We start from the raw sequence: 24,944 nt of genomic DNA on the forward strand, positions 1-24,944 counted from the left end.
TTGACTTGAAAGGAATGATATTCAATGGCAGAGATATTCAGCGTTACTGTCGAGGAGATAATCAAACAGCTTAATATGGAGATAATCTATGCTCCTGAGAACATCAGCAGCCTTGTTGTTACCGAGAATGATTGTAACAGACCTGGACTTCAGCTTATGGGATTTTATGAGTATTTCAATGCAGAGCGTGTTCAGATATGCGGAAATATGGAGTTTGCTTATCTTGCTTCACTTGACGAGAAAACAAGATATGAGAGGATAGACGCTCTTTTTGCTACAAAGATACCACTTTTTATCGTGGCAAGAGGTCATGAGCTTTACCCTGAAATGGTAGAGATAGCCAAGAAATACGGCGTGCCTATCGCAAGAACTCAGGACAGCACAACAGCTTTTATCGCCGCACTTATCGGCTATTTGAACGTTGAACTTGCTCCGAGAATAACACGCCACGGCGTTCTTATCGAAGTATACGGCGAGGGTATCCTTATCGTGGGAGAGAGCGGCGTTGGTAAGAGCGAAACAGCTATCGAGCTTGTAAAGAGAGGTCACAGACTTGTGGCTGACGATGCCGTTGAGATAAGAAAGACATCAAACAGAACGCTTGTCGGCTCTTCACCTGATAATATCCGTCACTTCCTCGAACTGAGAGGTATCGGTATCATCAACACAAGACGTCTGTTCGGTATGGGTGCTGTAAAGGTCAGCGAGAAGATAGACCTTATCGTAGAACTTGAGCCTTGGGACAGCACAAAGATATACGACAGAATGGGCGTAGACAACGAGTATACAACTATTCTCGGAATCAAGATACCGAGCCTTACCATTCCTATAAAGCCGGGCAGAAACCTTGCTGTTATCCTTGAAGTTGCGGCTATGAACAACCGTCAGAAGAAAATGGGTTATAACGCTGCCGCTGAACTTTTGCAGAATCTTGGTCTGCAAATGGACAAGAAAGACAAGGTCAAGAACTGGGATAATTTCTAAAAACACGCATATACTTTTTTAAATAGGAGATAGATCATAATGCACTTACAGGGAGATATGCACACGCACACTATAGCTTCAACTCATGCTTACTCCACCATAACAGAGAACTGCCAGTGGGCGGCAAAATACGGAATGAAAGGCATAGCAATGACAGACCATGCCATGAAAATGCCTGACTCGCCACATATCTGGCACTTTGTGAACCTTGGCATACTGCCGAGAAAGATAAACGGGATAACCGTCCTCAGAGGCATAGAGGCTAACGTTGTGAGCGATGACGGCGAGCTTGATACTGACGAAAAGCTGCTTTCAGGACTTGAATGGGTGGTGGCGTCTATGCACAGTGCCTGCTATACTCCCTCGACACCTGAGAACCACACTAAAAGCTGGCTGAAAGTCGCACAGAACCCTCAGGTGGATGTCATAGGTCACTGCACCACCGCACCTTTTATGTTCGATTATGAAAAGGGCGTAAAGGCGTTCAAGGAGTACGGCAAGCTTGTGGAGATAAACGAAAGCTCATTTGCGTGCAAAAGGTCGCCCAGAAGAAACGTAGTGGAGCTTTTGAAGCTTTGCAAAAAGTATGAAGTGCCTGTGGTCTTTGATTCAGACTGCCATTTCTGTCAGCTTATCGGTCAAACACCGAAAGTGGCAAAGATAGCGGAGGAACTTGATTTTCCTGAGAAGCTTATCATGAACAGTGATTGGGAAAAGATAAGGGAATATGTTCTTACGAAAAGACCAAACCTCGATATTTAAAACGATGAAAGGAGAAGCCCTCACAAGGGCGTTTTACAGATATATATGAATACACAAAAGCTGCTTGATCTTGCCTCAGAGCTTGAATGTAATGTTGTCTACAACGAGCCGCTTTCAAAGCATACCACATTCCGCACAGGCGGAGCGTGCACTGCAATGGTGGATATAAGCTCAGAGGAAAGCCTTGCAAAACTTGTTAGAGCCGCACACGAATGGAACGTAAGATATATTGTTGTTGGAAATGGCTCAAATCTTCTCTTTGATGACAGAGGCTTTGAGGGCGTGGTGTTCCTCATGGGTCAGTCAGTGGACGAGATAAAAATGATGAACGAAAACACCATATACGCCGAGGCTGGGTGCAGCCTTATAAAGCTGTGCAGATTCGCTCTTGAGCATAACCTCACAGGACTTGAGTTTGCATATGGCATACCGGGAACTGTGGGCGGTGCTATATATATGAACGCAGGTGCTTATGACGGTGAGATCAAAAACGTTATAACCTCTGCGAACTCCGTGAGGGCAGACGGTACTGTACATACTACAGAGGCAAATAAAATGGCTCTCAGCTATCGAAGCAGTTGTTATCAGAAAAACGGCGAAGTCATAACCTCAGGAGTGTTCAGACTTGAGGCAGGAGCGTATGACGATATTCAGGACAAAATGGTGGAGCTTATGGGCAGACGCCGTTCAAAACAGCCACTTGAATATCCAAGTGCAGGCTCGACCTTTAAAAGACCTGAGGGACAGTTTGCAGGAAAGCTCATTGAGGACTGTGGTCTGAGGGGATACACAGTGGGAGGAGCACAGGTGTCTGAAAAGCACTGCGGTTTTGTGGTGAACAAGGGTGGTGCAACAACTGAGGATATTATGTCGGTGATAAGACACGTTCAGCACATTGTCAAAGAGCAGACAGGCTATCTTCTTGAATGTGAGGTAAAGATAATACCTTACAAGGAATAATTTAAATAGGGATCAATAAGTGATGATTTTTTTTCAGCTTTGTAAGAAAGGAATGAACGTTATGCAGTTTGTGATAATTACTGGTATGTCAGGATCGGGAAAATCAAGTGCCGTGAATGTGCTTGAAGATATGGGATATTACTGCGTTGATAATATGCCGCCTGAGCTTATCCCAAAGTTTGCAAACATATGCAGTCAGTCTGACGGAAAAATAGACAAGGTAGCGTTTGTTGTTGATATAAGAGGCGGCGACCTTTTTCTGAAGCTTCAAGACACAGTAAAGCAGCTTCAGGGCGAGGGCGTGAGTCTTAAAATACTTTTCCTTGACAGTTCAGATGACGTTATCGTGAGAAGATACAAGGAAACAAGAAGAAAGCACCCTCTTGACGAGGTGTCATATGGAAACATAAGAAAAGCTATTGAAACTGAGCGTGAGATATTAAGACCTATAAAAGCACAGGCTGATTTTTATATAGACACGTCCAGAAGCTCAACAGCTCAATTTAAGGAAAGGCTTTATTCCATATTCCTTGGAAACGACGAGTTTATGCATATTGACGTTCAGTCGTTCGGGTTCAAGTTCGGTGCAATGAGCGAGGGCGACCTTGTTTTTGACGTAAGGTGTCTGCCTAACCCGTTTTATGTACCTGAGCTTAAGAACAAAACAGGTCTTGACAAGGACGTTTATGATTATGTTTTGAGCTTTGACGAAGCCAAAGTGCTTCTAGGCAAGCTAACAGATCTTATCGACTATCTCATACCTCTTTACGAAAAAGAGGGCAAGTCACAGCTTGTTATAGCGTTCGGCTGTACGGGCGGAAAGCATAGGAGCGTTACCTTTGCAGAAGCAGTTGCGGAGCATCTGAGAAAGCAAGGTCACAGGATAAGAATAACACACAGAGATATAAATAATCAGTAAGGCGGTTTGAAAGTTGGAGGACGTATCCTTTTCATACAGAGCAAAAGAAGAAATAATCAGCAAGATAAATTCAAAGCCAAAGGCTGACGTGTGCATGATGGGTATGCTCACGTACTGTAACTGCCTGTCAGATGATGAGATATCTTTTCTCACTGAAAACAAAGCGGTAGCAGACTTTTTCGTGTTGAACACCGGCAGGATAACCGGTAATGAAAACGCAGTGTTAGTCACAGAGCAGAAAAAGCGAAACGGCGTTGTGCTTTATGCTTTGGATATTCCTGAGCGTGAGGACAGGCTCACACTTCTTGACTATTTCAGAATGGATAAGAGCAGGCGTTTGGAAGAAGCTGACCTGCCTAAAGAGAAGTTTTATCCACAGCTCGTGGCAGGTATATTTCTTGCCTGCGGTTCGGTGAACAATCCTGAGAAAAAATATCATATGGAGTTCGTTATGCCAACGCTGGAGCTTTGCAATGATTTTGGTATGCTGCTTATAGATAATTACGATATCACTCCAAAGCACGTTGAACGTAAGAACGCACAGATAGTTTACATAAAAGAGTCTGAGAATATCATAGATATGCTTACTCTTATGGGTGCGCCTATGTGTTCGCTTGAACTTATGAACGTAAAAATGATGAAAGATATGCGCAACAAGATAAACCGAGCGGTGAACTGCGATAACGCCAATATAGAGAAGTCGCTGAAAGCAGCGGAAAAGCAGATAAGCGATATCGAGCTTATAGACGAGACAGTGGGGCTTTATTCTCTCCCTGATAATTTGCAGGAGATAGCTGAGCTTAGATATAATAATCCTGACTTCAATCTTAAAGATCTTGGTGCAGCCATAGATCCTCCTATCTCACGTTCGGGGGCAAACCACAGATTGCAGAAGATAGCAGAGATAGCTGACAGGATAAGAGTTGAAAAAGGTCTTGCACTGAAAGAGGAATAAAAATGCCTGAGTTTGTACATCTACATCTTCATAGTGAATATTCGCTCCTTGACGGCGCCTGCCGTATCAAGGAGCTTGTTTTGCGTGTAAAGGAGCTTGGACAGAAAGCCGTTGCGGTCACAGACCATGGAAATATGTTTGCGGCAGTGGAATTTTACAACGAATGTCTTGCTCAGGGCATAAAGCCTATAATAGGCTGTGAGGTGTATGTTGCACCAAGAACACGATTTGACAAGCTAGCGAAAATAGACAGTTCGCCTTACCACCTTGTGCTTCTGTGCGAAAACAACGAGGGTTATCAAAATCTTATAAAGCTTGTGTCGTCGGCATATACAGAGGGCTTTTACAGCAAACCGAGAGTAGATGTTGAATTGCTTGAAAAATATCATAATGGGCTTATCTGTCTGTCGGCTTGTCTTGCGGGTGAAATACCAAGAAAGCTTACCAATGGCGATTATGAGGGTGCGAAGCAGACCGCTCTTAAATATCGTGATATATTTGGCAGGGATAATTACTTTATAGAGCTTCAAAATCATAAGTTTGCAGACCAGCAGAGAATATTGCCTATGCTTATAAAGCTTTCACGAGAAACAGGAATACCGATGGTTTGCACCAATGACGCACACTATCTCAGACGTTCAGACGCTAATGCGCAACGTGTGCTAATGTGTATCTCAACAGGCACGACGCTAGACGACCCAAGCAGGCTTGAATTTCCGACAAACGAGTTTTATGTAAAGTCAGCAGAAGAAATGGCGGAGCTTTTTCCCTCTCAGCCTGAGTCGCTGGAGAATACAGTAAAGATAGCTGACAGATGTAATGTAAGCTTTGAGTTTGGCAAAACAAAGCTTCCGTATTTCCATATAGACGGTGTTTCAGATAACGAAAAGTTTCTTCGTGATATGTGCATGAAAGGGCTTTATAAACGTTATGAAAATCCTACAAAAGAGGCTTTGAAACGTGTTGACTATGAGCTTGACGTTATAACGAGAATGGGATATACTGACTATTATCTTATAGTATGGGATTTTGTTCACTATGCAAAGACCCACGGTATACCTGTTGGCTGCGGACGTGGTTCAGGTGCAGGAAGCCTTTGCGCTTATTGCATAGGCATAACGGGTATAGACCCGCTGAAATATGACCTGCTTTTTGAACGCTTTCTCAATCCTGAAAGAGTTTCTATGCCTGACTTCGATATAGATTTCTGCATGGAGGGCAGACAGCGTGTTATTGATTACGTTGTGGAAAAATACGGCTCTGACCATGTGGCGCAGATTGCGACCTTTGGCACGCTTGCGGCAAAGCAGGCAGTGAGAGATGTGGCAAGAGCAATGGGTCTGCCTTATCAGACAGGAGATATGCTTGCAAAGAAAATACCGAGAGGTCAGCCACTTAAATATTCCATAGAGAATATACCTGAGCTTAGTTCCCTTTATAAGACAGATATGAAGATACGACAACTTCTTGATATTGCCATGAGCGTCGAGGGTATGCCACGAAATGTATCTACCCACGCAGCAGGCGTTGTTATCACAAAAGAGCCGGTTGACTTTTACGTTCCTCTCTATTCTCGTGACGGACAAGTTTCCACACAGTATACAATGACAGTGCTTGAACGATTGGGACTTCTTAAAATTGATTTTCTCGGACTCCGCAACCTTACCATTATAGACCACTGCCGAAAGCAGGTGATAGAAACTCACCCTGATTTTGACTTGGAGAAGATACCTCTTGATGACAAGAAGGTATATGAAATGCTGTCACAGGGCAAAACGGAGGGCGTTTTCCAGTTTGAAAGTGCAGGAATGACGGCGACTGTCATGAAGCTTCGCCCTGAAAGATTAGAGGATCTCATTGCTGTTATCTCTCTTTACCGCCCAGGACCTATGGACTCGATTCCAACATATATCCGAAACCGCCATGAACCTGACAGGATAGTGTATAAGCACCCATTGCTCAAAGGCATACTTGAAGTGACATACGGCTGTATAGTTTATCAGGAGCAGGTAATGCAGATATTCCGCACGCTCGCAGGATATTCATACGGCAGAGCCGATATCGTAAGGCGTGCAATGGCTAAAAAGAAAGCGGCTGTTTTGGAAAACGAGCGAAAAGCATTTATCTACGGTGAGAAAGGGCAGTGCTGTGGTGCAGTGGCAAACGGTGTGCCAGCTAATGTAGCCAATGAGATATTTGACGAAATGACCTCTTTTGCAAGCTATGCCTTTAACAAATCCCATGCGGCGGCTTATGCAACTATCGCATATCAGACAGCGTATTTAAAATGTCATTTCTATAAAGAATACATGGCAGCACTTATGACTATCACGCTTCTTGACAGCACCGATAAGCTTTACGGATATATCGCAGATGTTGGCAAAAGCGGCGTTAAAATTTTGCCGCTGGATATAAATAAGAGCGAAAGTGGCTTTGTGGCAGAGCCTGAGGGAATACGTTTTGCGCTTCTTGCGGTTAAGTCGCTTGGCGAGGGGGCTATCGACAGGATAGTTTCTGAGCGTAAATTAGGTGGAGCGTTTCGTTCGCTTCAAGACTTTTGTACACGAGTTTCGGGCAGAGATATCCACCTGAGAACAGTGGAAGCACTTATAAAGAGTGGGGCTTTTGACGGTTTTGGATACACCAGACGTGAACATCTCAATGCCTGCGAGGACATAATGAAAAGCGTAACTCGGTCAGACGGAAGTGTGATTGAGGGTCAACTTGACTTGTTTGGCATGGGTGCTGCTTTGCCAATGGAAAAGAAGATAGAACGCTGCGGCGAGTTTGACGAACAGCAGCTTCTTGAATTTGAGCATGAAGCTCTTGGTATGTATATATCAGCCCACCCTATAGACCGCTTTGAGTGTGTGATTTCAGCCACAAGGTGCGTCACCTCTGCACAGCTCATAAAAGCCTGTACAGACGAGGGCGGAATGGCTGATAAACGTTTCGCTGATGGGGCGGAAGTAGACTATGCAGGAATGGTCAGGGGCAGAAAAATGCTAAAGACCAAAAAAGGCGATATGATGTGTTTTGTGGAGCTTGAAGACAAGTTCGGAACATTAGAGATAGTGGTTTTTCCGTCAGTTTTTCAAACTATGGGAGGCCTTATAAAAGACAGAGCGCTTCTACACGTCAAAGGCAAGATATCATGCAAAGAGGAAGAAGAACCTAAGATACTTGCGGATATGCTCGAGCCTGTCGATAGATTTTGCTCATTACAGCTTCAAAGGGATATTTGCGTAAGGCTTGTTTCAAGAGATGCAGAGGGCATAAAGGCTGTTAGAACTATAGCCGAGAAATATAGAGCACAGACTGGTTCAAAGTTTGCGGTATTTTTCAGCGATATACGCAAAATGACAGGCATAAAGTCTGTTCATGCTGTGAAAATGTGTCCTGAACTGCTTGTCGAACTAGAAAACAGACTGGGCGCTGAAAATGTGGTATTTATGGACAGAAAAGGAGAATAAAAATGGAGCCAAGAACATATAAGGTAACAAAAATTGACGGCGATTATGCACATCTTCTCAATGTGGACACAGGTGAAGATCTTCTTATGGCAAGAGCGCTTTTGCCTGACGAAACAGACGAGGGAACAATGCTTCACTGGGAAAATTTCATTTATACGGTAATAGAATAAGTGTATTTATGAAATTCTTGTGAAAAGTATGGAAATCTGCACAGGAATGTGATATACTATATTATTATCGTGTTATCACGAAAAAATTTTAGCGTGAAAACGCTTGAAGGAGTAATCAAATGGCTGTATCTTATAGTAGGGAAGAACTCGGCAGAGGGATATCTCTTACAAGAATATATGACAAGAAATTCAAGTCAAACTGCGTGAAGATAGCATTTATATCACCGCTGGACGAAAAAACAGCCTGCGTAAATGCAATGCTTCAAACAGTGCTTGTGACATCAAATGCGGAGATACCTTCACGAACAAAGCTTACATCTACACTCACAGGGCTTTACGGCTCAAGTATCGGCACCAACTGTGGTACCATAGGCGATTATCAGTCTGTCGGTCTGTCTGCGAGCTTTATCGGCGACGATTATACTATAGACGGCGAGGTAATATCCGTTCAGGTGGTAAGACAGCTTTTGAACTGTCTGCTCAGACCGCACCTTGTTGACGGAAAGTTCTGTGAGAAGTATTTTACTTTGAGAAAGCAGGAGCTTATCGACGCTATTGTTGCCACTGTCAATGACAAGCGTGGCTATGCACTTTTGCAGGCTAAAAAGCTTATCTTTGAAGGCGAGCCTGCGGCTGTGTCTGCAATCGGAACTGTGGAGCTTGCGGAGAAAATAACTCAGGAGGATTTGTTAAGACAGCATAAAAAGCTTCTTGAAAGTGCAAAGATAGAGATAACCATATCAGGCGGTGGAAACACTGTTGCGGCTGAAAATCTTATAAGAGATGAAATGGCTGCCCTCGAAAGAGTTTCGCCTGTGGAGAAGATAGACTACAGACACAATTCACCTGCAAAGGCAGAGCCTGTTTATAGAGAGCTTAAAATGCAGGTAAGCCAAAGCAAAATGGTCATGGCATTCAAGTCTGATTATGAGGATATCTACACCGCAAAGCTTTTCTGTATGCTTCTCGGAGCAACGCCTTTTTCAAAGCTTTTTGCGAATGTGAGAGAAAAGCTCAGCCTTTGCTATTATTGTTCCTCTGCATATGTCGACAGAAAGGGCACGCTTTTTATCGATAGTGGCGTTGAAAGCTGTAACATAGAAAAGGCAAAAAAAGCTATCGAAGAACAGCTCGAAGCCATATGTAATGGTGACTTTACAGATGAGGAGCTTGAAAACACAAAGAAATCTCTTTGCGGCGGCTTCAAGTCGAACTATGACAGCATATATGATATCATGGGTTGGTATGCAGCACAGAACACACGAAACACAGCTTTCACCCCTGAGGAGATAAACGAGCGGATAGCAAAGCTTACCCGTGAGGACATAATAAGCTGTGCAAAGACTTTTAAGCCTGATACTGTTTTCGTTATCAGGGGAGAGGAAAAGGAGGACTGTGATGAATAAGGAGATCGTAAAGAGCGAGCGACTGGGCGAGAGCTACAGCGTTTTTCATCACCCGTCAGGACTTGACGTGCTTGTGTGGAAAATGGAGGGCTTCACAACTACAGAAGCCATATTTGCCACAAAGTACGGCTCAATTTACAACTGTTTCAAGACCAAGGACAGCAAAGATTTCATCACTGTGCCTGAGGGCATAGCCCATTTTCTTGAGCATAAGCTTTTTGAAAACGAGGACACAGATGTTTTTGACTTATATGCAAAAACAGGTGCCAACGCAAATGCTTTCACGTCTTTTGATGAAACGGCATATACGTTCAGTTGCTCGGAAAACTGGGAGGATTCTCTTGAAATACTTCTTGACTTCGTTCAGAAGCCATATTTTACGGAGCAGTCTGTAGCTAAGGAGCAGGGAATAATCGGTCAGGAAATAAAAATGTGTGCAGATTCTCCTGAAAGACAGTGCTTTTATAATCTGCTGAGAGCAATGTATGTAAATCACCCTATAAAGATAGATATTGCAGGAACTGTTGATACTATTGCTGAGATAACCCCTGATCTTCTTTATAAGTGTTACTACACTTTCTATAATCTTCACAACATGGTCCTTGCCATTGCAGGAAATGTTGACGAGGATAAGGTCATGGAAATATGCGATAAAATGTTGAAGCCATGCGAGAATATGGAGCTTGAAACAAAGCTTCCTGATGAGCCTGAGAATGTAGCGCAGAAAAAGATATTTCAGAGCTTCCCTGTGGGTCTGCCGCTTTTTAATATCGGCTTCAAGTGCAAGCCTTATGAGGGCAGAGAACTTTTCAAAAAGGCTGGAACAGCTTCAGTTGCGCTTCATCTGCTTATAGGCTCGTCTTCGCCACTTTATAAACAGCTTTTTGATGACGGACTGATAAATTCGCAGTTCGGCGTGGAAGTTTTCACAAGCGGTGGCGTGTTCTCGCCAATAATTTCAGGCGAATCCCATGACCCCGAAGAGCTTTATCGCCGTTATCTAGCTGAGATAGAGCGTGTAAAGACAGAGGGCTTTGACAAGTCGCAGTTTGATATGATAAAGCGTTCTATGTACGGCGAAATAGTAAGAGGAATGAATAATCCTGAAAGAGCAGCAGATTATCTTGCAGAAAGCTATTTTGAAAACTCTGACGCTTTCTATGAAGCACAGGTTCTTGCAGAAATGACTGTGGAGGATTGCGAAAACGCCGTAAGAGAAATGTTCGACCCTGAAAAGTCGTCTATCTCCGTGGTGGATAATAAGTAGGTACTTTGAGCCATAGGCTTAGTGAAAGGAATGATAAATTTATGACAGCATTGCAGTTTCTTGCCGACTCTTCGGCAAATGACGCAATAAGGGAAAAACTCAGAGAGTTTCCAAACAGAGTTTATTTCCCCAATTTCGGAAAGGGTGACAATATCTTCAAAGAGGGTATTGATATCGACAGAGTGCTTTTTACAGTGCCAGGCACGAATTTCAAGATATATTGGTATGGTTTTTTAATAACCATCGGTATTCTTCTTGCGATGATATACGGCTTCAGAAGAATGAAGACCGTAGGCATCGACCCTGACAGAGCGACAGATGCCGTTATCGGCGGACTTATTGGAGCTATCTTTGGCGCAAGATTTTATTATATCATCTTTAATACAGAGGGCATGAAATTCTCAGAGTTTTTCGATATTCGTGACGGAGGTCTTGCTATCTACGGCGGACTTATCGGTGCGATACTTGTAGGTGGAATAATCGCAAAAATAAGAAAGCTGAAGCTTACTGCACTTCTTGACGTGGTCGCACCGTGCTTTCTTATCGGTCAGTGTATCGGACGCTGGGGCAACTTCTTCAATCAGGAGGCCTTCGGTGCGAATACAAAGCTTCCTTGGGGCATGATAAGCAACACCACAATGGAATATATCTCAAATCATTATGACGAGCTTGGCGGCAAAGTGTCGGCTCTTGACCCTATCCACCCATGCTTCCTTTATGAATCTATTTGGTGTCTTATTGGATTTATAATTCTGCATTTCTATCTTAAACACCGCAAGTTTGACGGCGAAGTATTCCTTATGTACACAGGCTTGTACGGTCTGGGAAGGTTTTTCATCGAGGGTCTGAGAACAGATTCGCTCTATCTTGGAAACATAAGAGTATCACAGCTTGTTGCAGGCACTTGTGTTCTTGCTTCACTTGTACTTATAATCGTGTTCAGAGGTATCACAAAGAGAAACAGCGACTATAAACTGTTCGTTGACACTGAGCTTTCAAAGGCACAGCTTGAGCAGTATAACAGCTATAATGATATGCAGCAGGAAAAGAAAGAGCTTAAACACAAGATAAAAGAGGCTAAGGATAAGGGCGAAAGCTTTATCGAGCTTCAAAAAGAATATGACGAAAAGTTCGGCAAGCAGGCTCAAAAAGACAAGCTTAAAGAAGCCGAGGAAAAGGACAAGGAGTCACACACCAAAGCCGAGACAGAGTATAAGTCTATCCTTGGTGACGATAACGACGAGGACAGCGAAGTAAAAGATACAGATGAAAAGGATACGGAGGAAGAATAAATGGGACAGATAATTGACGGCAAGGCAGTATCAGCCAAGGTCAAGGAAGAAATAAGACTTGAAACTGAGAAGCTTAAAGAGCAGGGCATAGAGATAGGTCTTGCAGTGGTCATCGTAGGTGATGACCCTGCTTCACAGGTCTATGTAAGAAACAAGGAAAAGGCTTGCGAAACTGTGGGCTTTAATTCATTCAAGTATGCTCTACCTGCGGAAACAACAGAAGAAGAGCTTCTCGACCTTGTCAAAAAGCTCAATGATGACGACAGAGTGGACGGAATACTCGTTCAACTCCCACTGCCAAAGCACCTTGACGATAAGGTGATAATAAATAACATCAGACCTGACAAGGACGTTGACGCTTTCCACCCTGTAAATGTGGGTAAAATAATGATAGGCGATTACAGTTTTCTTCCATGCACACCTGCCGGCGTTATGGAGCTTATCAAGTCAACAGGCACTGACATTGCAGGCAAGGAGTGCGTAGTGGTTGGCAGAAGCAATATCGTTGGTAAGCCACAGACTATGTTGTTGCTGCACAATAATGGCACTGTTACTATCTGCCATTCAAAGACAAAGAACCTCAAAGAGGTCTGCTCAAGAGCAGATATCCTGGTTGCGGCTGTTGGCAGACCAAAGATGATAACCGCTGATTATATCAAGGAGGGCGCAGTAGTTATCGACGTTGGTATGGATCGTGATGAAAACGGCAAGCTTTGCGGTGACGTTGATTTTGAAGACTGCAAGGATAAGGCTTCATTTATCACACCTGTTCCGGGCGGAGTTGGCCCTATGACCATTGCAATGCTTATGAGAAACACACTCACAGCAGGCAAGGCTCATCACGGCATAGAATAGTTGTAAAATTTCTGTTAAGACTATTTACAATTTGTCTGAAATAATGTATAATATATGAGTTGCTTACTGCAACATATCCATGCAACAGAATATGGGTCACGCCCGTAAGTGGGAAAGTTACCTGCCATATTCTTTTACATCGGAAATATTTTAACGAAAGAGGTACAAAAAAATGCTAAGAAAAGACGAAAAGACAGCTGTTATCGAAGCTAACAGAACTCACGAAACAGACACAGGTTCACCTGAGGTACAGATCGCTATCCTTACAAAGAGAATCAGCGACCTTACAGAACATCTTAAGACACACAAGAAGGACAACCACTCAAGAAGCGGTCTATTCAAGATGATCGGTAAGAGAAGAAATCTCCTCAACTACCTCAAGAAGAAGGATATCGAAAGATATAGAGCTACTATCGAAAAGCTGGGTATCCGTAAGTAATCATGTAACTGACATCAAGGCAGAGGCATTTATTGCCACTGCCTTTTGGTGTTTATTTGAACTGTTGGTGAAAGGTAACTTAGCATTAAACAGAATGTATGAAGCTCGTATGTCCTGTTTATTGCTAATGCTTTCACCATACAGAAAAAACTAAATTTCTAAAATGGAGGAAAGACAATGTTTGAGAATTTCAAAACTTTTGAAACGACATATGCAGGCAGACCTGTAGTAGTTGAAACAGGTAAGACCTGCGGACTTGCTAACGGCTCTTGCTGGGTAAGATACGGTGAAACGGTTGTAATGGCTAACGTTACAGCTTCCGCAAAGCCAAGAGAGGGTGTTGACTTTTTCCCTCTTTCAGTTGACTTTGAGGAGAAAATGTATGCAGTAGGCAGAATACCAGGTTCTTTCACAAAGAGAGAAGGCAAGGCTTCTGACAAGGCTATCCTTGCTTCAAGATGTGTAGACAGACCTATCAGACCTCTTTTCCCAAAGGATATGAGAAATGACGTTTCAGTTGTTATGACAGTTCTTTCTGTTGACCCTGACAACTCACCTGAGATCACAGGTATGATAGCTACATCTATTGCACTTTCTATCTCTGATATCCCTTGGAACGGACCTGTTGCTTCTATCAACGTAGGTTACGTTGACGGCGAGCTGGTGCTCAACCCAACTCTTGAGCAGAGAGCTAAGAACAGACTTAACCTTACTGTTGCAGGTTCAGCTGAAAAGATCGTTATGATCGAAGCAGGTGCTGACCAGATTCCTGATGACCTTATGCTCAAGGCTATCATGACAGGTCATGAAGAGATAAAGAAAATGGTAGCTTTCATCAACGATATCAAGGCTCAGATCGGTAAGCCTAAGTTCGAGTTTGAGTCAATGGAAGTTGACCACGATCTGTTCGACGCTGTTGAAGCAATGGTAGGCGAGCAGGTAAAGGTTGCTCTTGATACAGATGATAAGAATGTAAGAGACGCAAGACTCCAGCCAATAATTGACGCTGTTCATGAGAAGTTCGACGAGCAGTGCGAGGATAACACTGCTGTTCTTGACGAAGTTATGTATAAGCTCCAGAAGAAGATAGTTAGAAACTGGCTATATGAGGGCAAGCGTGTTGACGGCAGAGGTATAGACGAGATAAGACCACTTGCTGCTGAAGTTGGCGTTCTTCCAAGAGTACACGGTTCAGGTATCTTCACAAGAGGTCAGACACAGGTAATGACTATCGCAACACTTGGCCCTGTTTCAGACGCTCAGAAGCTTGACGGTATCGACGAGGAAACTTCCAAGAGATATATGCACCAGTACAATTTCCCTTCATATTCTGTTGGTGAAACAAGACCTTCAAGAGGTCCTGGAAGAAGAGAGATAGGTCACGGTGCACTTGCAGAGAGAGCACTCGTTCCGGTTATTCCTTCTGTTGAAGAGTTCCCATATGCTATCAGATGCGTATCTGAGGTGCTTTCTTCAAACGGTTCTACATCACAGGGTTCTATCTGTGGTTCTACACTTGCACTTATGGACGCAGGCGTTCCTATCAAAGAGCCTGTTGCAGGTATTTCATGCGGTCTTATCACTAAGGAGGACGGCAGCTGGATGACTATGGTAGACATTCAGGGTCTTGAGGACTTCTATGGCGATATGGACTTTAAGGTAGGCGGTACAAAGAATGGTATCACAGCTATTCAGGTGGATATCAAGGTAGACGGTCTGACACCTGAGATAATCGCAAGTGCTTTTGAAAAGACAAGAAAAGCAAGAATGTATATTCTTGATGAGATAATGCTCAAGGCTATCCCTGCTCCTCGTGCTGAGGTAAGCAAGTGGGCACCTAAGATGCTGGCAACAAAGGTACCGGTTGACAAGATCAGAGAAGTTATCGGTTCAGGCGGAAAGGTAATTCAGAAGATCTCTGCTGAGTGCGACGTTAAGATAGACATATCTGAGGACGGCAGCGTATTCGTTTCAGGTATCGATAAGGAAAAGGCTGAACAGGCAATCAATATCATCAATACTATCGCTAATGACCCTGAGATAGGTGCTATCTACAGAGGTAAGGTAGTAAAGATCATGAACTTTGGTGCTTTCGTTGAGATAGCTCCTGGTAAGGACGGACTTGTTCACATTTCTAAGCTTGATAAGTCAAGAGTAGAAAAGGTGGAGGACGTTGTTTCTGTTGGCGACGAGATCGTTGTTAAGGTAATGGAGATCGACGATCAGGGCAGGATCAATCTTTCAAGAAAAGACGCTCTTGCTGATATCGAAGCTAAGAAGAACGCTAAGTAATAAGTTTTTAAGAGCGGGCGGCTATGTGCTGTCCGCTTTTTTTTGTTGACAAAAAAGAAGAAGTATGTTAATATAAAAGTAATAAATTTTTATAGGGGGTATCTTTATGAGATGTACAGTATGTGGGTGCGATATTCTGCCTAACAGCATTTGCTGTCAGAATTGTGGCACAAGAGTTATTGAAATGACAGGGGTAAATTCGGCACAGCCGAGGTATGGCAATAGTTTCAATAATAGCTTCAACAATAGCTTTGACAATGGTCTTAACAGCAATGTGAGGGCAGTGGGAAAGAATATGTCTATAGGCAAAAAGGTGCTTATCCTTTTGCTGGCATTGTTTGTGGGCGCAGCTATCGGTTTTGGATATTGGTACTATCGCAATGTTTCAACCCATACCATTAGAGAGGAGAACTTTAGCGTTGAACTGCCAAGGTCACTTGAAAAGGAAACCACAATAGATTATGCGGCACAGAGCAGTGATGGAACTGTAAAAGCCAACGGAAAGTACGCCGATGCTGATAGCGATTTTCAGTATATGATCCTTGATTACTCTTCACTTGCCGGCGAAACAACGGATATTCTTACTGAGAAACTGTTTGTCACCTACATGAAGGGCAATTTGAAAAGTCAGTTTGGAAGCAGCTATAAAGAAGTGTATGCTAGTGGTAACAAGCTTAAAATGACCTATCGTGCAAAAACGGGCGACGAAGTTTATAACTATGCTTTATGCAAAAAGTCAGGTTATAAATATTATTGGTTTGTTTTTGGCTGTAAGGCTGATGAAAAGGATTTCTATGACCCGAAATTTGAAAAGTGGGCAAGCACTATCCATATCAATTAATACAAAATTTATAAAACCGATTTGTTAAATTATTGACATAATAAACAGCATATGTTAGAATAAGAATATAAATTATATGAGGGAGAAAAGAATATGAAATGTCCTATTTGTTCGGCAAAGATCAGTGATACTGACGCTTTTTGTCCTAATTGTGGATCGGCTGTGAAGTCTGAAACAAGCGGTTATATGGATTCTATCGACACATCAAACCTTGGTGAGAATGTTGGCTTTGGCAAGCGCAACACTACGGGTGCACAGCCTGTGAATGCAGTACCTCAGCAGAATTATGCTCAGGGTCAGCAGTCTTATGGTCAGCCACAGAACGGCTACGCTCAGCAGAGTTATCCGCCTCCGCAGAATGGCAATGCTCAAACTCCATACGGCAGTGCATATGAGCCTTATAAGATAGCGCCTGTTACATCTGCTAAAAAGGGTATACCAAAGCCTTTGATGACAGTTCTTGTGTTTATCCTTGCGTTCTTGGTGGCTTTTGGTGTGAGATATTTTTACAAAAACACAGCTACGAAAACATTGCAGGGTACGGGATATACAATGACCGCTCCTGCGGATATTGAGAAATCCAGCAGTAAAAATTTGTATGCCCTTGATAACTTCTCCAACAACGAGGTGGGCATAAACGCTGTTAAGCTCTCATATTCTGATTTGGCACTTTACGGCTATGGCAAGGGTGAATCTGCTTCTGATATCTTTGATTTTTTTCTTGAAAACGGCACAACTACTTTAAAAATAACAGGCAGGGATTCAAAATATATTTATTATACCCAGAGCATAGGAGATAAACATTATTACGGCATGAGTTCTATAACAGAAGGCAACGGTGGCTACTACATTTTTGATTTTCTCTGCGAGCAGAAAAATAAGTCAAAGTATGAAGATAAGTTCAAGGATTGGGCTGCTTCAGTTGAGATAAAGTAAATAATTCAAGCTGTCCTTCGGGGCAGCTTTTTTGTTTTGCATAAAAATCTTGCTTTTTTCGTCAAAAAGGTGTAAAATGAATCATATGACACAAAATCTGCTTTCCGCATAAAATGTACTAATAATATGTGGAGGTGATCTTGTGTTGAATCTTATACTTCTTCTGGCTCTTGTGCTGGCGGTCGTTATTTGGTTTTGGGTGAAATGGTATAAGGTGCGAAATGTTGGCAAGCGTGGAGGATATTTGCTTATCCCATGCAAAAAGAATACACATGAGCTTGAACATATGGTAAAAAGCTGTTATTGGGAGGAGTTTTTTCAGCCTGAATATTATGGAAGAGAAATAATCCTCGTTCAGCTTGACAAAAGCGAGATAAATTATGTTTCAAAACGTTTGGAACAGGATTATAGCATCGTTCACTGTGTTGATATAACTGAACTTGCAGATTTTATCAAGCGCAGAGAGCTGAAATGCCATGAAAAATAGATCATTCGGAGAATAATATGGAAGATTTAAAGACCCTCAAGGGTGAGGTTGACAGCATAATATTTAAAAGTGAGGACACAGGCTTCTGTGTGCTTATGCTTAACTGTGACAATGACCTTATCACAGTTGTTGGCGAAATGGGTGACGTTGAGGAGGGCGAAGATCTCGTTGTAACAGGGGAGTTCACTTCACATCAGAAGTTCGGTGAGCAGTTCAAAGTGCATATCTTTGAGCGTTCTTTGCCTACTACCTCTGCAGCGATCCAGCGTTATCTTGCAAGCGGTGCTATATCAGGCGTAGGACCTGTACTTGCAAAAAAGCTTGTGAACAAGTTCGGGGACGATACCCTTGACATAATAGAAAATACGCCCGACAGGCTCACGGAGATAGACGGGATAACAGTGAAAAAAGCGGAAAAAATATCTCAGGAGTTCAAAACCACTTTTGCCGCAAGGTCTCTTATGTCATATCTTAACAAATTCGAGATAGAAACTTCTTATGGCATAAAGGCGTGGAAGCGTTGGGGCAACACTGCCGAGCAGATCATAAAATCAAACCCTTATGTGCTTTGTATTCAGGGTGTCGATCTGTCATTTTCCCGTGCGGACGCAGTTGCGGCAAAGTCTGATATCCCTGCTGACAGCGAGTGCAGGATAAAGGCAGGTATTACATATATTCTAAGACAAAACGCTGACCAAGGTCATACCTGCCTGCCTTTAGACAGTCTTGTGAAAACAGCGGTGAGTTATCTTGATGTTGATGAAAAGCTTATAAAAAAAGTAATCGAGGATGAAACTGAGGAGGAAAACCTCTACTATTACGATAAGCAAGGCAGATGTTTTGTTATGCTTGCAGATTTTTACAAAGCTGAGGACTACATAGCAAGGCGACTTGCCATAATGAGGCAGATCTCTTATGACAATAAGATAGATTTTTCCGAAGTAATTGATCTTGAAGAGGAGAATAATGGCATACAATATGAAAAAATACAGCGTGAAGCCATAAATCTTGCACTGTCAAAGGGTTTTCTTGTGCTGACGGGAGGGCCGGGTACAGGAAAGACCACAACGCTCAACGCTATAATTTCTCTTTATCAGCAGCAAGGGCTTAACGTTATGATATGCGCACCAACAGGCAGAGCCGCCAAAAGGCTATCTGACCTTACGGGATTTGACGCAAAAACTATCCACAGGCTTCTTGAAGTGAAGCATACAAGCGGTGATACACTTGCGTTTATACATGATGAAAACAATCTTCTCGATTGTGACGCTTTGATAATCGACGAGATGTCAATGGTGGATTCCTGCCTTTTTGAAGCCGTTTTGAGAGCCATAAGCGTTACCTGCAAGCTCGTTCTGGTGGGGGACAGCGATCAGCTTCCGTCAGTAGGTGCAGGAAATGTGTTAAAGGATATTATTGACAGCGGAGTGATGTCTGTTGTAACACTAAAAGAGATTTTCAGACAGGCACAGGAGTCTGAGATTGTTATGAACGCCCATAAGATAGTAAACGGCGAGCATATCGACCTAGCCAGCAAGGACAAGGATTTCTTTTTTATGCAACGGCTTGAATACGGAGAACTTCAGGATCTTGTGGTGGAGCTTTGCAAAACAAGGCTGCCAAAAGCCTATGATTACTCGCCTATAGACGACATTCAGGTGCTTTCGCCTACACGTAAAGGTCCTGCGGGTACTGTGGAGCTAAACAAGCGTCTACAGCAGGAGCTTAATCCTCCTGCCGCAGGAAAATCAGAGGTCAAGACCCCTGTTTATACTTTCAGAAAAGGTGACAAGGTCATGCAGACCAAGAATGATTATGAAATTCTTTGGAAAAAGTATATAACCGAGGACAAGACCGAAAGTGGCGCAGGCATTTTTAACGGCGATATAGGCATAATAATTGCAGTGAACAAGATACTTAAAACTGTGACTATAGATTTTGAGGGCAGAATAGCTGTCTATGACAAGCAAATGCTAGATAATCTGGAGCTTGCCTATGCCATAACAGTGCATAAAAGCCAAGGTTCTGAGTTTGATGTTGTCATTCTCACTGTATTCGGTGGATTTGACAAGCTTTATTACAGAAATCTGCTTTATACGGCTGTGACAAGAGCCAAAAGAATGCTTATAATAGTTGGCTCGAAAAAGCGTGTTGATTTTATGATAGATAATAATAAACGCACTTTGAGGTATACTGCGCTTAAAAATATGCTAATGGAGCTTGTGGAGGGTGACGACAGTGGTCAGCAGACGCTTGATATATAAATTTCTGCTTGATTTTGTTTATCCTAATCGTTGTCCTATATGTGGAAGTTTTATAAAATGGGACGAGCTTTTGTGCAAAAATTGTGAATGTAAGCTGCCTTTTCATAAAGAAATATTGTGCGAAAAGTGCGGCAAGGATAAGTGCCTAGATCATGATTCACTACATTTTGATAGCATTTATACTCTTATGAGATATGAGGATATCTGCGTGAAAGCAATACATCAGCTTAAAGACGACAGACAGCTTAATTTTGCAGAATATTCTGCGAAGCTTCTGGGTAATATGCTCAGAGAAAATGGTATCTCACAGCAGGCGGATATCATCACATCAGTGCCAATGCACAGATCAAAACGCCGTAAAAGGGGATATGATCAGGCACAAAAGCTTGCACACTTTACGGCTATGGAGCTTGGGATAAGAGAAGATCATCGTCTGCTTGGACGGACAAGGGATACCGCAGAACAGCATACTTTGACTGCCGCTCAACGAAAAACTCATGCGGAGGATATTTATTATTCTCTAGCGAAACACGCTGATATAAAAGGTAAAAATGTCCTGCTATTTGATGATGTTTACACAACAGGTGCAACTCTCAATGTCTGTAGCAGGTTGTTAAAAGAGATGGGTGCTAAAAAGGTGTTTTGTGCAGCAATAGCCACAACGCTTCTTGATGAAAAGCATAAAGAATAAAACAGACCGCCTTCGGTATAATAATATCGGGAGGCGGTCTTTATGATAACTGAGGAACAGTTTGCGGCGATAAAAAGACTTATCGTGTCTGAAAACTGCATGATAGACAGGTTTGAGCATTATGTGAGTGAGATAAAAGAGCCGCAGCTAAAAGAAGATATGCAAAAGCTTACAGCGGCTTTGAAAAATCAGCGTTCAGGGTTGCTCACAAGTCTGGAGGATAACAATGGTAACTGACGGAAATATAATAAAAGAAGCAAGATTTTTTGTCAAGGCGTATTCAAAGGAGTTTTGTCAGACCTACAGTGATCTGTGCGGAAGTCCTTTTGCGGAGTGTATAAAAAGTGCGCTTGACGGTCAGCTTAGAATAGCAGAGAAGCTTGAAAGTCTTGAAAAAACATACTGTGACAAAACCAAGCTGCCAATTGCAGACAGTATTGATGTGAACAGATTTTTATATAAGAACAGGGAAGATATGAGGTAAAAAGTCCGCAGATGCTCGTCTGCGGACTTTTGTTATTTTGATATGTGTACGTCAAGTTGGTCGAATGGTATGGAAATGCCGTTTGCGTCAAAACGTTCTTTTGCTTCTTTGAGAAATTTGTATCGTATCTCCCAGTAAGCATCGGTCGGTATCCATACACGCATGATAAGGATTATAGCGCTTGCACCATGTTCGCAGACAGCCACAAGCGGCTTGTCAGGCTCGTTTATTACCCTTGGCTCATCATCAAGCATTTCTCTAAGAATAGCCATTGCCTTGTTGTGGTCGTCATTGTAGCTGATAGAGAATTTCAGTTCAAGGCGACGTTTGTCGTCAGCAGTTATATTCGTAATAGTCGATTGTGAAACAACTCCGTTTGGTATAAATATCATCTTATTCTCAAGGGTCTTTAGGGTGGTGTAAAGTATAGAGATAGCGTCAACAGTTCCCTCTGAGTCGCCTATTTTTACATAATCACCGCATTTAAAAGGCTTTGAAAAAAGTATGATAAAGCCGCCTGCGACGTTTGAAAGACTGTTTTGAAGAGCAAGACCGATAGCAAGACCTGCTGCACCGATAGTTGCGACTATTGAGGACATAGGTACTTGAAGTGCAGAAAGTGCCATTACTATTATTATAATAAGCAATACAGTGTGTACCACAGATGTGAGAAATTTATGTATAGTCACATCTGTTCGACGCATGCTCAAACCTTTGTGCATGACCTTCAAAACAAGCTTGTCAAGAAGTATTCCTAAGAGAAAAATAACAGCCGCCGCTATAAGATGTGGTGTAAATTCCTCAAGCCAATTCAAAAATTTCTCAGACAAAAAAATCATCTCCGTAACATTATTATGTAATGATATTATAACATCTTAACATGATATTTGCAAGTGTGCCCAATACATAAGTTTTTTTGCGTATTTATGCACTTTTATCAGAAATCATAACAAAAATAGGTGTTGACTTGGAGATAATTTTGTGAAAAAAATGTGGGAAAAAGTCTTGCTATTTGTGTGGCTTTGGTGTATAATAATATTAAGTTTTATTATACTTACAGTAAGGAGAATTTTTATGATCAATTTTCTTAACACTGCAGCTCAGATGGTTGCGGCAAAGAGTACGATCAGTCCTGATCAAAAAGATCTGGGTGCTGGAACTGTTGCCTCTGTCGTTATCACGGGTATAGTTGTGGTATTTATCGGACTTGTTCTGCTTATTCTGCTTGTGTCGATATACGGCAAGATATTTGACGTTATCAACAGCAGAGCTGCAAGAAAGGCTGAAGAGGCAAAAAAAGCTGCTGAAGCTGCAAAGGCTGTTGCTAAGCCAGAGCCAATAAAGGCTGCTGCTCCTGTTGTAGAAGACGGCATTGAAGAAGAAACAGTTGCTGTTATCATGGCCGCAATTTCGGCTATGAGCAGTGCAGAGGGCAAGAAGCTCGTTCTTAAGAGCGTTAAAACTGCCAAGCCTCAAAGACCTGCATGGTCTACAGCAGGCATAATAGACAATACAAGACCATTTTAGTGCAGTTGACGTGAAAGGAACGTGATAATAGATGTCAATAATTAATTCATTTCTTGATACCATGGCGTCTTTGGCGTCACAGTCGGGTTTTGCGGGTTTCCTCGTAGACGGCGGCTGGAAAAATATCGTAATGATACTTATTTCATTCGTATTTATGTATCTGGCTATTGCAAAGGGCTTTGAGCCACTTCTGCTTTTGCCTATCTCATTCGGTATGCTGCTTACAAACCTGCCATACGCTGAGATGTATCATCCAGACTTCTGGAACTATAAAACGGTCGCAGGCAATGACCACTATATAGATTATGGTCAGATACTTCAAAAGGGTGGTCTATTGGATATTCTTTACATGGGCGTTAAGCTTCAGATCTATCCACCACTCATATTCCTTGGAATCGGTGCTATGACAGACTTTGGTCCGCTGATCGCAAGCCCTAAGAGCTTTCTTATGGGTGCTGCTGCACAGGGCGGTATCTTCTTTACATTCATCGGTGCGGCTCTCTTTGGAATGAGTGCAGCTGAGTGTGGTTCTATCGCTATCATCGGCGGTGCTGATGGCCCTACATCTATCTATGTATCTTCAAGACTTCTTACCTCAAACAGTAATATCGGCGTTGGTACTATTGCACTTGCAGCTTATACATATATGGCTCTTGTTCCTATTATCCAGCCGCCTATCATGAAGGCTCTTACAACAAAGAAAGAGCGTTCAATAGTAATGGGTCAGCTAAGACCTGTTTCTAAGGTAGAAAAGCTTATTTTCCCTATCCTCGTAACTATCGTTATCTCACTCATGGTTCCTTCAGCAGCTCCACTGGTTGGTATGCTCATGTTTGGTAACCTTCTTAAAGAGAGTGGCGTCTGCGACAGACTTGTTAAGACTGCTCAGAATGAGCTTATGAACATCATCACAATCTTCCTTGGTGTAACAGTTGGTGCAACGACTCAGGCTGATAAGATCATGAACATTCAGTTTGCAGAAGTTATGGCACTTGGCGTTGTGGCGTTCTCGCTTGGTACAGCCTGCGGCGTACTTCTTGGTAAGCTTATGTATGTTCTTTCTGGTCACAAGATCAATCCTCTTATCGGTTCAGCAGGTGTATCTGCCGTTCCAATGGCAGCTCGTATCTCTCAGAAGGTCGGTCAGCAGGAAGTTCCTACAAACTATCTGTTGATGCACGCTATGGGTCCTAATGTTGCCGGCGTTATCGGTTCAGCCGTTGCTGCTGGTGTTCTTCTTACAATTGTAAGATAAGATCAGAAATTTTTCGGGACGATGAAAAGCATCGTCCCGATTTTTGTGTATAGTTTAGGAGTGTTGATATGTCAGAAAGTAAATTTTTCGCAGTGATATCCCGTATGAAATATATAAATCGTTGGGCACTTATGAGAAACACGATCAATGAGAATATTAGCGAGCATTCCCTTGAAGTTGCTTTTATCGCACATGTGCTTGCTCTTATCAGAAATAAGCGATTTGGCGGTAATGTTTCTCCTGAGAGATGTGCGCTGCTTGCTATGTATCATGATGTAACCGAGATAATCACAGGTGACTTGCCTACGCCTATAAAATATTACAGCCATGAGATAAAGGGCGCATATGATGAGATCGAGCAGAAAGCCAAAAATACTCTGGTGTCTTATCTTCCTGATGATCTGAAAGAGGACTTTGAGCCGCTTTTCTGTAAAACTCCACAGGAAGAAGAAGCATGGACTCTTGTTAAAGCGGCTGATAAGCTTTCTGCACTTATAAAGTGCCTTGAAGAAAGGCAAATGGGAAATACTGATTTTGCATCAGCTGAAAAATCTACACTTGAAGCTATTGTCGCAATGAATATTCCAGAAGCAAATGTTTTTCTTGATGAATTTATTCCAGCTTATACATTAACTCTTGACGAACAAGCTTGACAATGCCCCAGTGGTGTTGTATAATAGAAATT

24 protein-coding genes are annotated in these 24,944 nt (G+C 42.5%); 23 read left to right on the top strand and 1 reads right to left on the bottom strand.

Going from position 1 to position 24,944, the window contains the following annotated elements:
- Positions 1-24 precede the first annotated feature (24 nt).
- From hprK to KQH97_RS04750, 20 genes are all read left to right on the top strand, one after another.
- Positions 25-984: an HPr(Ser) kinase/phosphatase gene (hprK, locus tag KQH97_RS04655; RefSeq protein ID WP_022286731.1), complete on the top strand. Its 960-nt coding sequence runs from the start codon at positions 25-27 to the stop codon at positions 982-984.
- 39 nt (positions 985-1,023) lie between these two features.
- Positions 1,024-1,746: a phosphatase gene (locus KQH97_RS04660; protein ID WP_216553006.1), complete on the top strand. Its 723-nt coding sequence runs from the start codon at positions 1,024-1,026 to the stop codon at positions 1,744-1,746.
- Positions 1,747-1,791: 45 nt separating this feature from the next.
- Complete coding sequence (murB, locus tag KQH97_RS04665; RefSeq protein WP_216553008.1) at positions 1,792-2,706, top strand: UDP-N-acetylmuramate dehydrogenase; 915 nt, start codon at positions 1,792-1,794, stop codon at positions 2,704-2,706.
- A 61-nt stretch (positions 2,707-2,767) separates the two neighbouring features.
- Positions 2,768-3,625, top strand: coding sequence for an RNase adapter RapZ (gene rapZ / locus KQH97_RS04670; protein WP_216553135.1), 858 nt, complete (start codon positions 2,768-2,770; stop codon positions 3,623-3,625).
- 13 nt (positions 3,626-3,638) lie between these two features.
- Positions 3,639-4,580: a DNA-binding protein WhiA gene (gene whiA, locus KQH97_RS04675; RefSeq protein ID WP_242993774.1), complete on the top strand. Its 942-nt coding sequence runs from the start codon at positions 3,639-3,641 to the stop codon at positions 4,578-4,580.
- Between the two features lie 2 nt (positions 4,581-4,582).
- On the top strand, positions 4,583-8,053 hold the full coding sequence (locus KQH97_RS04680) for a DNA polymerase III subunit alpha (RefSeq protein WP_216553010.1): 3,471 nt from the start codon (positions 4,583-4,585) through the stop codon (positions 8,051-8,053).
- Positions 8,054-8,055: 2 nt separating this feature from the next.
- The gene (locus KQH97_RS04685) at positions 8,056-8,223 is read left to right on the top strand and encodes a hypothetical protein (protein ID WP_022286737.1); all 168 of its coding nucleotides are present in this window, start codon (positions 8,056-8,058) and stop codon (positions 8,221-8,223) included.
- A 119-nt stretch (positions 8,224-8,342) separates the two neighbouring features.
- On the top strand, positions 8,343-9,629 hold the full coding sequence (locus tag KQH97_RS04690) for a pitrilysin family protein (protein WP_216553013.1): 1,287 nt from the start codon (positions 8,343-8,345) through the stop codon (positions 9,627-9,629).
- Positions 9,622-10,896, top strand: coding sequence for a pitrilysin family protein (locus KQH97_RS04695; RefSeq protein WP_117938603.1), 1,275 nt, complete (start codon positions 9,622-9,624; stop codon positions 10,894-10,896). Before KQH97_RS04690 ends, KQH97_RS04695 begins: the two co-directional genes overlap by 8 nt.
- A 41-nt stretch (positions 10,897-10,937) precedes the next feature.
- Positions 10,938-12,188 (top strand): prolipoprotein diacylglyceryl transferase, encoded by a 1,251-nt coding sequence (gene lgt / locus KQH97_RS04700; protein ID WP_117897442.1) that lies wholly within the window; start codon positions 10,938-10,940, stop codon positions 12,186-12,188.
- Positions 12,189-13,043, top strand: coding sequence for a bifunctional methylenetetrahydrofolate dehydrogenase/methenyltetrahydrofolate cyclohydrolase FolD (gene folD, locus KQH97_RS04705; RefSeq protein WP_216553014.1), 855 nt, complete (start codon positions 12,189-12,191; stop codon positions 13,041-13,043). It abuts the gene before it with no gap.
- 172 nt (positions 13,044-13,215) lie between these two features.
- Positions 13,216-13,482 carry a 30S ribosomal protein S15 gene (gene rpsO, locus KQH97_RS04710; protein ID WP_022286742.1) on the top strand — a complete coding sequence of 89 codons (267 nt, stop codon included), beginning with the start codon at positions 13,216-13,218 and terminating at the stop codon, positions 13,480-13,482.
- A 177-nt stretch (positions 13,483-13,659) separates the two neighbouring features.
- The gene (locus KQH97_RS04715) at positions 13,660-15,774 is read left to right on the top strand and encodes a polyribonucleotide nucleotidyltransferase (RefSeq protein ID WP_022286743.1); all 2,115 of its coding nucleotides are present in this window, start codon (positions 13,660-13,662) and stop codon (positions 15,772-15,774) included.
- A gap of 106 nt (positions 15,775-15,880) precedes the next feature.
- Positions 15,881-16,615: a hypothetical protein gene (locus tag KQH97_RS04720; RefSeq protein ID WP_216553016.1), complete on the top strand. Its 735-nt coding sequence runs from the start codon at positions 15,881-15,883 to the stop codon at positions 16,613-16,615.
- Positions 16,616-16,708: 93 nt separating this feature from the next.
- A complete protein-coding gene (locus KQH97_RS04725) occupies positions 16,709-17,551 on the top strand; it encodes a zinc ribbon domain-containing protein (protein ID WP_117897439.1) in 843 nt (280 codons plus the stop codon).
- A 142-nt stretch (positions 17,552-17,693) separates the two neighbouring features.
- Positions 17,694-18,038 carry a hypothetical protein gene (locus tag KQH97_RS04730; RefSeq protein WP_117876122.1) on the top strand — a complete coding sequence of 115 codons (345 nt, stop codon included), beginning with the start codon at positions 17,694-17,696 and terminating at the stop codon, positions 18,036-18,038.
- A gap of 17 nt (positions 18,039-18,055) precedes the next feature.
- Positions 18,056-20,302: an ATP-dependent RecD-like DNA helicase gene (locus tag KQH97_RS04735; RefSeq protein WP_216553019.1), complete on the top strand. Its 2,247-nt coding sequence runs from the start codon at positions 18,056-18,058 to the stop codon at positions 20,300-20,302.
- On the top strand, positions 20,277-20,993 hold the full coding sequence (locus KQH97_RS04740) for a double zinc ribbon domain-containing protein (RefSeq protein WP_216553022.1): 717 nt from the start codon (positions 20,277-20,279) through the stop codon (positions 20,991-20,993). The genes KQH97_RS04735 and KQH97_RS04740 overlap by 26 nt, the downstream gene beginning before the upstream one ends.
- A 42-nt stretch (positions 20,994-21,035) precedes the next feature.
- Complete coding sequence (locus tag KQH97_RS04745; protein WP_022286749.1) at positions 21,036-21,230, top strand: hypothetical protein; 195 nt, start codon at positions 21,036-21,038, stop codon at positions 21,228-21,230.
- On the top strand, positions 21,220-21,477 hold the full coding sequence (locus KQH97_RS04750) for a hypothetical protein (RefSeq protein ID WP_022286750.1): 258 nt from the start codon (positions 21,220-21,222) through the stop codon (positions 21,475-21,477). The genes KQH97_RS04745 and KQH97_RS04750 overlap by 11 nt, the downstream gene beginning before the upstream one ends.
- Positions 21,478-21,509: 32 nt before the next feature.
- Here the strand turns inward: KQH97_RS04750 and KQH97_RS04755 are convergent, their stop codons facing one another.
- Positions 21,510-22,316, bottom strand: a complete 807-nt coding sequence (locus KQH97_RS04755) for a mechanosensitive ion channel family protein (protein ID WP_216553025.1) — start codon at positions 22,314-22,316, stop codon at positions 21,510-21,512.
- A gap of 235 nt (positions 22,317-22,551) precedes the next feature.
- Between KQH97_RS04755 and KQH97_RS04760 the strand changes: the two genes are divergently transcribed.
- From KQH97_RS04760 to yfbR, 3 genes are all read left to right on the top strand, one after another.
- On the top strand, positions 22,552-23,004 hold the full coding sequence (locus KQH97_RS04760; protein ID WP_117856387.1) for an OadG family transporter subunit: 453 nt from the start codon (positions 22,552-22,554) through the stop codon (positions 23,002-23,004).
- A gap of 31 nt (positions 23,005-23,035) precedes the next feature.
- Positions 23,036-24,259: a sodium ion-translocating decarboxylase subunit beta gene (locus KQH97_RS04765; RefSeq protein ID WP_216553028.1), complete on the top strand. Its 1,224-nt coding sequence runs from the start codon at positions 23,036-23,038 to the stop codon at positions 24,257-24,259.
- 68 nt (positions 24,260-24,327) lie between these two features.
- Positions 24,328-24,912, top strand: a complete 585-nt coding sequence (yfbR, locus tag KQH97_RS04770) for a 5'-deoxynucleotidase (protein ID WP_216553031.1) — start codon at positions 24,328-24,330, stop codon at positions 24,910-24,912.
- Positions 24,913-24,944 lie beyond the last annotated feature (32 nt).

The organism is Ruminococcus sp. MSJ-25 (assembly GCF_018917825.1).
Classification (GTDB): Bacteria; Bacillota; Clostridia; order Oscillospirales; family Ruminococcaceae; genus Hominimerdicola; species Hominimerdicola aceti.